Consider the following 10,000-nt stretch of genomic DNA (forward strand, 5'->3'; position numbering starts at 1 on the left):
CGTGACGCATTTCTGACCCGGCTCCATGCGCCAGCACCAGAGGCAGGACGCCCATGATGAAGGCGATGGAGGTCATCAGGATCGGGCGCAGACGCAACCGGCTCGCCTCAATAGCGGCCTGTAGCGGCCTGTGTCCGGCCAGTTCCAGCTCGCGGGCAAATTCCACGATCAGGATGGCGTTCTTGGCCGACAGCCCCACCAGAACGAACAGGCCGATCTGGGTGAAGATGTTGTTGTCGCCGCCTGAAACCCACACGCCGGTGATGGCGGCCAGCAGGCCCATGGGCACGATCAGCAGGATCGACAGCGGCAGGACCAGACTTTCATACTGCGCCGCCAGCACAAGGAAGACGAGCAGGATGACCAGCGGGAAGATGATGGCGGAGGAGTCGCCCGCCAGAATCTGCTGATAGGTCAGGTCGGTCCATTCGTACTCGATCCCCGGCGGCAGGACTTCGGCGGCGATTTTGGCGGCGGCGGCTTCGGCTTGACCCGAAGAGAAGCCGGGGGCGGGGCCGCCATTGATGTCAGCGGCCAGATAGCCGTTATAGCGGGTGGCGTTGACCGGCCCGAAGGACGGTTCGACCTTCAGAAGCGCCGACAGGGGGATCATTTCGCCGCTGCTGGCGCGCACCTTGAGCTGACCGATGTCTTCCGGGCGGGCGCGGTAGGGCGCATCGGCCTGAAGACGGACGGAGTAGGTGCGGCCGAACTTGTTGAAGTCGTTGACATACATTGAGCCGAGATAGATCTGCATGGTGTCGAAGACATCCTGCACATTGACGCCGAGCTGACGGGCCTTGACGCGATCAATGTCGGCATAGACCTGCGGCACATTGATTTGATAGTTGGAGAAAACGCCGGCCAGTTCCTTGGTCTGATAGGCCTTGGCGACAAAGGCCTTGGTGGCCTGATCAAGCGCTTCGGGCCCAAGCGCACCGCGATCCTGAAGCTGAAGCTTGAAGCCGCCCGTGGTGCCGAGGCCGAGGATCGGCGGCGGTGGGAAGACGACGACATAGGCGTCGCCAATGCCCAGAAACTTCTGGTTCAGCGCACCGGCGATGGTGCCGGCATCGAGGTGGTTTTTGCCGCGTTCCTCAAACGATTCGAGCGCCAGAAACACTACCGCCGAATTGGAGGCGAGGGTAAAACCGTTGATCGACAGGCCGGGGAAGGCGAGCGCGTCCTTCACGCCGTCTTGCTTCATGGCGATATCGGTCATGGCGCGGGCGGCAGCTTCGGTGCGGTCGAGCGTTGCCCCGTCGGGAAGCTGCACCATGCCGACCAGATACTGCTTGTCCTGCGCCGGGATAAAGCCGGTGGGGACGGTCCTGAACATGAACAGGGTGGCCAGCACCAGCACCGCATAGACGCCCAGCATCAGGGCCTTGCGTGAAATAATGCCCCCCAGACCCCTGCCGTAGTTTTCCGACGACCGGTGGAAGAAACGGTTGAACAGGCGGAAGAAGCCGCCCAGCCAGCGGTCCATGAAGCGCGTCAGGGCGTCCTTTTTGGCGTGGTGGTCCTTGAGCAGGAGCGCCGCCAGAGCCGGGGACAGGGTGAGCGAGTTGATCGCCGAAATGACGGTTGAGATGGCGATGGTCAGCGAGAACTGACGGTAGAACTGACCCGACAGGCCGGTGATGAAGGCCAGCGGCACGAAGACCGCGACCAGCACCAGTGCGATGGCGATGATCGGGCCGGAGACTTCGCGCATGGCCTGATAGGTGGCCTCCTTGGGCGATTTGCCGGCTTCGATATTGCGCTCGACGTTTTCAACGACGACGATGGCGTCATCGACGACGATACCGATGGCCAGAACGAGGCCGAACAGGGTCAGGGCATTGATCGAGAAGCCAAAGGCGTGCATCACGGCGAAGGTGCCGATAACGGACACAGGCACGGCCAGCAGCGGGATGATCGAGGCGCGCCAGGTCTGAAGGAAGACGATGACGACGATCACCACCAGCAGGATGGCTTCGAGCAGGGTGTGGATCACCGAGTCGATGGATTCCTGCACATATTCCGTGGTGTCGTAGGCGATGCGGTATTCTACGCCTTCGGGCATGGTCTTCTGAAGCTCGGCCATCGCCTTTTTGACGTCGGCAGACACCTTCAGCGAATTGGCCCCGGCCTGTTCAAAGATGGGGATACCAACGGCCTTCTGATTGTTCAGCAGCGAGCGCAGCGAATAGTCAGCGGCCCCCAGTTCAACGCGGGCCACATCGCCCAGATAGGTGACGGCGCCGTTATCGGAGCGGACAATGATGTTGCGGAAGTCCTCTTCGGTTTTCAGGCGACCCTGTGCATTGACCGACATCTGGAGCGTGATGTCGGGTTGTCCGGGCGAGGCCCCGACGATACCGGCGGCGGCCTGCACGTTTTCGCCGCGCACGGCATTGGCGACGTCCGATGCCGACAGGCCGCGTTCAGCGACCTTTTGCGGGTCAAGCCAGATGCGCATGGAATATTCGCCGCCGCCGAACATCTGGATGGGGGCGACGCCTTCGATCTTTTGCAGACGGTCCTTGACGTGGATCAGGGCGTAGTTGCGCAGATAGTTTTCGTCGTAGCGGCCATTGGGCGAGACGAGGTGCACAACCAGCGGCAGGGAGGACTGGCTCTTTTGCGTGGTGACGCCCAGCGCGCGCACGTCTGAGGGCAGGCGGGCCTCGGCCTGAGACACGCGGTTTTGCACCATCTGCTGCGCCAGATCCGGATTGGTGCCGAGCTTGAAGGTGAGGGTGAGGGTCATCTGCCCGTCGGAGGTCGAGGCCGAGGACATGTAGATCATGTCTTCAGTTCCGGTGAGGGCTTCTTCGATGGGGGTGGCGACGGTTTCAGCGATGACGGCGGGGCTTGCCCCCGGATAGACGGCACGCACCACCACCTGCGGCGGCACGACTTCCGGGTATTCGGAGACGGGCAGGGTGCGCAGGCTGAGGAGCCCGAACACCACGATAAGCAGCGACAGCACACCGGCGAAGATCGGCCTGTCGATGAAGAATTTTGAGAGGTTCATAAGTGCCCCCTTATGGGCGGACGGGAAAAGATTGCGGCGCAGGCACGCCCTCCTCCCTGTGCCGCAGGCATGGGGAGGTGGATTTTGACGCGAAGCGGCAAAAGACGGAGGGGGATTACGCCAAAGGTTTCAACGAAATCAGGCTTTGGGCGTTACCCCCCCCCATCGCTGCACGACAGGGAGGAGATTTTTACGCGTTCGGCTTGGGCGTGGCGTCGATGACCGGACGGGCGGCGATCAGTTGCGGCGCGACGACCGTACCCGGCCGCAGGGCCTGAAGCCCCGACATCACCACGCGATCACCGGGTTTCAGCCCCGCCGTGACTACCTTCTGACCGTCAATCGTGCCACCCAACTGGACTTCGCGGTATTCGACCGCATTGCCCTTGCCCACCACATAGACGAAGCGCTTGGACTGATCGGTGCCGATGGCCACTTCGTTGATCAGTATGGCCGGCTTGGCCGTGGCCTCCCCCAGCTTGACGCGCACAAACTGACCGGGGATCAGCTTGCCGTCGGTATTGGCGAAGACGGCGCGGGCGCGCACGGTGCCTGACTGGCTGTCGAACTGATTGTCGATCAGTTGCAGGTGCCCGCTCAGCGGTTCGGAACCGTTATCCAGCTCCAGCTTCACCGGCACCTTGCCAAATTCGGCCCCGTTGAGATCGGCCAGCGTGCGGTTGATCACCTCTTCATTGGCATCGAAGCTGGCATAGATGGGCGAGACCGACACCAGGGTCGTCAGCACGGCCGAACCGGGGCCGGAGGCGACCAGATTGCCCTGCGTGATTTCAATCTTACCCACGCGGCCCGACACCGGGGCGCGAACCTGCGTGTAGGAGAGGTTGAGATTGGCCGATTGCAGAACGGCCTGCGCGGCAGCGAGGTCGGCTTCGGCGCTGCGCAAGGCATTGATGCGCGTTTCGGCCTCGGATTGCGAGATGGCACGCTCAGTCAGCAGGCGTTCCGCGCGGCTGTTTTCAGAGCGCGCCAGCGTCAGGCGCGCTTCGGCGGCCTGTACCTGTGCACGCGCACGCGCAACCTCAGCGGCGTAGGGCGCCGGGTCGATAGTCACCAGAAGCTGGCCTTCCCTGACGAAGGCGCCTTCACGGAAATGGATGGCCTTTACGGCACCGGAGACGCGCGAGCGGATTTCAACGCGCTCGACCGCTTCCAGACGGCCGGAGAAGGAGTCCCAGCCGCTGACGGTCTGTTCTTCGATCAGGGCGACCTTGACGGGAATGGCCTGCGGGGCGGCGGCGGTGGCCTGAGCGTCGGCTTTTGTGGTCAGGGCATAGATACCGAAGGCCCCCACGCTCAGGGTGGCGATGGCGGCGGCGGTCAGGAGCGCCTGACGCGGCGCACGCCGGTAAAGATCGGACGGGGTCAACATGCGGGTCACCTTTGGGGAGAAAGGGAAAAGAAAGGGAAGCGGCCACAGGAACAGCCCTTGAACCGGAGCCGCAGACATCCATTTATGTACTGTTTCGCAAATTAATAGGGGCTTGGACAAATTTTTGTGCGAATTGGTACAAAAATTTGTCAGCAGTCGCGAAAGGGGGGCGAAATCTTAAGGTCAAGACGGCAGATATGACATCTGCGTGTCGGGGACTGGCAGCAGGGGAGCGGACACGCTACATAGGCAGGTGTAAAAGGAGTAATCGTGTTGCCATGGTGCACCAGTCTTACGAGACGCTGATCCATAAGAGCGAGGCCGTAGAGGCCGACGCTGTGTCGCTGGCTCTGCCCGATGTCTGCGGGGATCAGGCGCTGGAGGCGAGCGCGTGCTGTAAGCGTCCGCGCGGGCGTCCGCGTGCCTATGACCCCGATCTGGTGCTGAAAAAGGCCCTGCATGTGTTCTGGCAAAAAGGCTTTGCGGCGACCTCTCTCGACGATCTGGTCGAAGCCACGGGCGTCAACCGCCCCAGCCTCTATGCCGGGTTTGGCGACAAGGAAGCGCTCTATCTCAAATCCATGCAGCATTATCGTCAGCGTATCAGCGAGCAACTGGATACGGTGCTGAGCTGCAACGGGCAGGGCGATAGCCTAAGCACCATTGTCGGGCGCTATTTCGACATCATGATCGGCACCTATACCGGCCAGAGCGAACACCCGCTGGGCTGCGCCTTTATGTGTACGGCGCTCAACGAAGCGCCGCAGCACGAGTCGATTCTGGAAATGCTGCAAAACACCATCGAAGAGTTCGATGTGCGTTTCGAGCGCTTCTTTACCGATGCTCAGACCTATGGCTGTCTGGCTGCCCATCATGACCCGAAGGTGCTGGCCCAGATGATCGGCGGCATCACCGCCAATCTGGGGGTGCGCGCCCGTGCCGGGGCATCGGCCGACGAATTGCGCCTCATTGCCGGGAACATGACGCGGATGCTGTTCGGAGCCTAAAACAGGCACATCTGCGGGTCGCCGCCACGAAATTGCGTCGAATCGAGGGGTGTGCGCGGCGCATCCAGCCCATACCGCCGCAGCGCCAGCTCATAGCGCTGTTTCAGCAGGTCGGCCTCCAGTCCCGTGCCGGTCATGCGCGTCTTGAAATTCGGATCGTTCAGCTTACCGCCGCGCAGGGCCCGGATACGATTAAGCACGCGATCGGCGCGGTCCGGAAAGTTGAGCCGCAACCAGTCTTCGAACAGCAGCTTGATCTCGTGCGGCAGGCGCACCGGAATATAGCCGCCGCGGATGGCACCGGCCTCGGCACCGGCCTTGAGGATGTTTTCCAGTTCATGACAGGTCAGGCCGGGGATCAGCGGGGCCGCCAGTACATTTACCCGAATACCGGCGGCACTGAGCGTGCGGATGGTTTCGATACGCTTCATGGGCGTCGCGGCGCGTGGCTCCATCACCCGCGCAATATGGCGGTCGAGCGTCGTCACCGACAAGGTGGCCGAAAACAGATTGGCCGCCGCCATAGGGGCCAGAATATCCAGATCGCGCAGAATCAGGGCCGATTTGGTGACGATATGCACCGGGTGGCGAAACTCCCACAGCACCTCCAGCAGGCGTCGCGTCAGACGTTCACGGCGCTCAATCGGCTGATAGGCGTCGGTATTGATACCGAGCGCCAGCGGCGCAGGGCGGTATTTGGGGTGCGACAGCTCTTCGCGCAGCCGTTCGGGGGCGTCGGGTTTGCGAAAGATGCGCGTCTCGAAATCCAGTCCCGGCGACAGGTCCAGATAGGCGTGGGTCGGACGGGCGAAACAATAGATACAGCCGTGCTCGCACCCCTTGTACGGATTGATGGAGCGGCTCGACCCCACATCCGGCGAGTCGTTATAGCTGATGATTTTACGCACGGCGTCTATGCCGAGGATGGTCTGCACACGCTCGATATCGGGATAATCTTCGCTCTCCCAGCCGTCGGTAGTGTCATAGCGATCGGGCGCATCGAAACGGCCGCTCAGACGGTTCGACACCGCGCCGCGTCCCTTGCGCACCCGATCGGGCAGGGCGTTCTCGTCGGTGATGCGTTCGGTGCGCAGGGCAGGGAGGGGCTTTGACGTCATGCGCTGAGATTAGCATCAAAAAAGAACATAACAAGAACAAAATTCAGAAAAACGACTTGGGCCTGTTCGGTAAAAAAGCCGTGGGTAAACGTTGTCACCTGTCCGGATTCCGGTTTACAGTGCGACCACTGCATAAGTTCAAACAGAGGAAAACCCCCATGATGGATCGCCGACAGCTTTTACTAGGTGCCGGAGGCCTGCCGCTGGTCGCCAGCGCCGCCGCTACCGCCCAAACGGCTGCCCAAACAACTGGCAAAGCCGCCGGTCAGCCCCTGCCCAACGGGGTTGATCTGCCGGAACCGCCCAAAAAGCGTCTGGGCTGGGCCGTGGTCGGTCTGGGCAGCTACGCCATTAATCAGGTGATTCCCGGCTTCCTTCAGGCCGATGAGTCGCGCATGACCGCCTTCGTCTCCGGCAATCCGGCCAAGGCAAAGGACCTGGCTGAGCGGTATGGCGTGGCCAAAACCTATGGCTATGACGATTTCGACAAGATCGCCGCCGACAAGGACATCGACTGTGTCTATATCGTCCTGCCGGTGGGTCTGCACGCCGAGTATACCATCCGTGCCCTGAAGGCCGGCAAGCACGTCCTGTGCGAAAAGCCGATGGCTTCGACGGTCGAGGAATGCGAGGCCATGGTGGCCGCCGCCAAGGCCGCCAATCGGCAATTGGGTGTGGCCTATCGCGTGCATTTCGAGCCGCTCAATATCGAGGTCAAGCGCCGCTGCAAGCAGGGTGAACTGGGCGACCTGCGCTACATCACCGGCGATGCCGGGTTCAATGCCGACCCGCAATATCCGCCGATGAAGTGGCGTCTGGACAAGCCGCTGGCCGGTGGCGGTTCCATGTACGATATCGGCATCTACGCGCTGAACGGTGCCCTGATGCTGGCGGATCAGATGCCCGACAGCGTGTCGGCCGTCTATGCCTATCCGAAGGACGATCCGCGCTTTAAGACCGTCGAAGGCGGGCTAAACTGGCGCATGACCTTCCCGTCAGGCCTCAGCGCACAGGGCTCCTCCTCCTACTGCTACGCCGGCGGATCACGCATCAAGGTGTTCGGGGCCAGCGCTGCCATCAATATGGACCCGGCATCGGACTATTACGACAATCGCGCCAATCTGCACCGTGGCTGGGACCCCGGTACGCCGGTGCGCGCGGCCCCGCCCTATACCCAGTTCGCCGCGCAGGTGGACGGCTTTTCGCAGGCCACGCGCAGCAATACGCCGCACCGTACGCCGGGCGAGATGGGGCTGCGCGACATCCGCCTGATTCAGGCCATGTACCGCAGCGCCGATCAGGGCGGGGTAGTGGTTAAGGTTTAACCCGCAAAAGGTGTCGCGGGCAGGCCTGTGTGCCCGCGCAGCCGGGCCGGCGACACTTCAAACAGTGTCCCGGCCACGCCCTTATCCGGCGCAGTGTCGGGCAGGAACTGCGCCGCTGAGCTGATATACAGGTGGTCGAGTTTGGCGCCGCCGAAGGCCATGCTGGTAATCTGGGTGGCGGGCAGGGCAATAGAGAAATCCAGTTTGCCTTCCGGAGTGTAGCGGCTGACGCGGCCGCCGCCATAATGGGCGATCCATACGCCGCCCTGCGCATCCGTGGTCATGCCATCCGGCGCGCCCATATCGCCGTCAAATTTTACGAAAAGCCGCTTGTTCGACAGTGCCCCATCGGGTGCGACATCGAAGGCAAAGACCTCCTTGTCGTAGGTTTCGGTGTGCCACAGGGTGCGGCCATCCGCGCTGAAGGTCGGGCCATTGGCGCACAGATAGGGGCCGTCCGCCTTGGTGACGCTCAGATCGGCGTCGATGCGATAGAAGGCGCCGACCTTTTCCTTCCATTTGGTGTCCATGGTGCCGGTCCACAGACGACCTTTGGCATCGACCTTGCCGTCGTTCAGCCGCGTATCGTCGCGCTTTTCCGGCTGTACCAGAAGGGTGAAAGCGCCGCTTTTGGGATCGAAGCCATAGACCCCGTCGCTGAGGCCCGCAATCAGGCCGCCCGATTTGCGATCGGCGAGGAAACAGACGGGCCTGGGCGTTTTCCAGGTCTTCAGATCGCCGCTCTGAGGATCGAGCGCGTAGATGGTCTGCCCTGAAATATTGACCCAGAAAAGGCGCTTGTGTGCCGCCGACCAGTAGGGGCCTTCGCCCAGCGCGTCGCCTGCCCCCCCAAGGCCTCGTATGCCGGCTTCCGTAGCGACGCTGTGAAGCGGGAAGGCTATGGCGGCCAGTCCAAGGGCAAGGCTGTGGCGACGGGTGATCATGGCGGGTTTCCTCTGTCCGGAGGGCGCGGATTCGCCCTGCTTTATAGGGTGACAACGTTATCACCTCTCGCGCCGCGCGAACAGAAAAAAGCGCGCCTCAGCCCCCTGTCGTGACAGGGGGCTCATTCCACACATTAGAGAATGCAATTCAGACAATATATTAGAATAAGTCAACAAAATATTGTTTTTAATGTATAATATTAATTTTAATAAGCTAATACCTTAAGTGTGAACTCAGAATTTGAAACCCGTGCGAAGGCTCAGTTTGTAATTGCTGTATTCACTGTATTTTTCGCCTTCCGCTTCAAGTGCCACATAACCATATTCGTTGCCTGCCATCATACGCATACCGATGACCGGCGCGCCGCCCTTAACGTCGCCTGCCGAGAGGGTAAACGCATCCCCGCCGGTAAAGCGCGCGACGGTATCGTCCACCTTCACCGAGACATTATTGCGATAACCCACCCAGAATTCCGGTTGCAGCAGGGCCGTGCGGTCACCGCGCCCAAAGCTCAGGAGCGCAGAGGCGGTAGCGATATGGCTCTGGCGTTCATCTATGCTAAGGTCGAAGGCCGTGCCGCCGCCGCTCTCATCCCGCGCGTCTTCTTTCAGCGCGTAATAGTCGAGGGAGAGGAGTGGTTTTACGCTGATTGGCCCCAGTGTCGCCAGATACGAGGCCCCCGTACTGCCTGAGAGACTGTAGCCGTTCCATTTGGCGCGCGCCGTGAGGGTATTGGCAGACCCCACCATCTGACGCTCCGTCTCTAAGAAGGTGCCGCCCACCCCGGCGCTTAACCAGGCCTTCAGACCACCGCTCTCCAGTCGCCAGTAACCGCCCACGGTGAAATCGGCCGCCGAAGAGGTTTCATAAGCGGTGGCGTAGGTGTCTTTGGGAGTCGCCGCCGTGTAGCTGGTGAAAAGACCTACCGCCTGCCCATAGCCCAGACCGCGTTCGATACCGCCGGCAAAGCTGAATCCGGTGGTCTTGAACCCCAGGGTCTGGCCGCGTTCGCGATTGAGCTGATAGCCCTCTTCCTGAAGCCAGTAGTGGGTTTCGCCCACGCCGGGCAGGATCGACTGCTTTTCAATCGAGCGCGTCAGGGCCTCGCGGCCGCGCGACAGAGACAGCAGGGTTTCACCCGAAAAATCGGGCAGGAAGGCCGCATAGGTGCTGACAAAACCGGTTTCAGT

7 protein-coding genes are annotated in these 10,000 nt (G+C 61.5%); 2 read left to right on the forward strand and 5 right to left on the reverse strand.

The annotated features are described in order from the left end of the window. Both LDL37_RS06245 and LDL37_RS06250 read right to left on the reverse strand, forming a co-directional pair. Positions 1 to 3,022, reverse strand: a 3,022-nt coding sequence (locus LDL37_RS06245) for a multidrug efflux RND transporter permease subunit (protein WP_290795691.1), incomplete at its 3' end; no start/stop codon positions are given. A 190-nt stretch (positions 3,023 to 3,212) separates the two neighbouring features. Beyond that, positions 3,213 to 4,415 carry an efflux RND transporter periplasmic adaptor subunit gene (locus LDL37_RS06250; RefSeq protein ID WP_290795693.1) on the reverse strand — a complete coding sequence of 401 codons (1,203 nt, stop codon included), beginning with the start codon at positions 4,413 to 4,415 and terminating at the stop codon, positions 3,213 to 3,215. Positions 4,416 to 4,693: 278 nt separating this feature from the next. On the opposite strand from LDL37_RS06250, the gene LDL37_RS06255 reads away from it, so the two are divergent. Next, complete coding sequence (locus LDL37_RS06255; RefSeq protein ID WP_290795696.1) at positions 4,694 to 5,422, forward strand: TetR/AcrR family transcriptional regulator; 729 nt, start codon at positions 4,694 to 4,696, stop codon at positions 5,420 to 5,422. Here the strand turns inward: LDL37_RS06255 and LDL37_RS06260 are convergent. Beyond that, positions 5,419 to 6,540 (reverse strand): PA0069 family radical SAM protein, encoded by a 1,122-nt coding sequence (locus LDL37_RS06260; protein ID WP_290795698.1) that lies wholly within the window; start codon positions 6,538 to 6,540, stop codon positions 5,419 to 5,421. The two genes, LDL37_RS06255 and LDL37_RS06260, sit on opposite strands and share 4 nt — an antisense overlap. Before the next feature lie 158 nt (positions 6,541 to 6,698). On the opposite strand from LDL37_RS06260, the gene LDL37_RS06265 reads away from it, so the two are divergent. Then, positions 6,699 to 7,865: a Gfo/Idh/MocA family oxidoreductase gene (locus LDL37_RS06265; protein WP_290795700.1), complete on the forward strand. Its 1,167-nt coding sequence runs from the start codon at positions 6,699 to 6,701 to the stop codon at positions 7,863 to 7,865. On the opposite strand, the gene LDL37_RS06270 is transcribed toward LDL37_RS06265, so the two are convergent. Together LDL37_RS06270 and LDL37_RS06275 are read right to left on the reverse strand one after the other, a co-directional pair. Beyond that, entirely contained in the window at positions 7,862 to 8,809 is a 948-nt protein-coding gene (locus LDL37_RS06270) for an SMP-30/gluconolactonase/LRE family protein (RefSeq protein ID WP_290795702.1), read from the reverse strand. The two genes, LDL37_RS06265 and LDL37_RS06270, sit on opposite strands and share 4 nt — an antisense overlap. A 234-nt stretch (positions 8,810 to 9,043) precedes the next feature. Next, a partial coding sequence (locus LDL37_RS06275; protein ID WP_290795704.1) for an autotransporter outer membrane beta-barrel domain-containing protein occupies positions 9,044 to 10,000 on the reverse strand: 957 nt, incomplete at its 5' end.

Source organism: Asticcacaulis sp., from assembly GCF_020217185.1.
Lineage (GTDB): Bacteria > Pseudomonadota > Alphaproteobacteria > Caulobacterales > Caulobacteraceae > Asticcacaulis.

Bases quoted from the DNA above. Each gene is read 5' to 3' on its own strand.
- LDL37_RS06250 (WP_290795693.1), bottom strand. From the start codon at position 4,415: ATGTTGACCCCGTCCGATCTTTACCGGCGTGCGCCGCGTCAGGCGCTC.
- LDL37_RS06255 (WP_290795696.1), top strand. From the start codon at position 4,694: ATGGTGCACCAGTCTTACGAGACGCTGATCCATAAGAGCGAGGCCGTA.
- LDL37_RS06260 (WP_290795698.1), bottom strand. From the start codon at position 6,540: ATGACGTCAAAGCCCCTCCCTGCCCTGCGCACCGAACGCATCACCGAC.
- LDL37_RS06265 (WP_290795700.1), top strand. From the start codon at position 6,699: ATGATGGATCGCCGACAGCTTTTACTAGGTGCCGGAGGCCTGCCGCTG.
- LDL37_RS06270 (WP_290795702.1), bottom strand. From the start codon at position 8,809: ATGATCACCCGTCGCCACAGCCTTGCCCTTGGACTGGCCGCCATAGCC.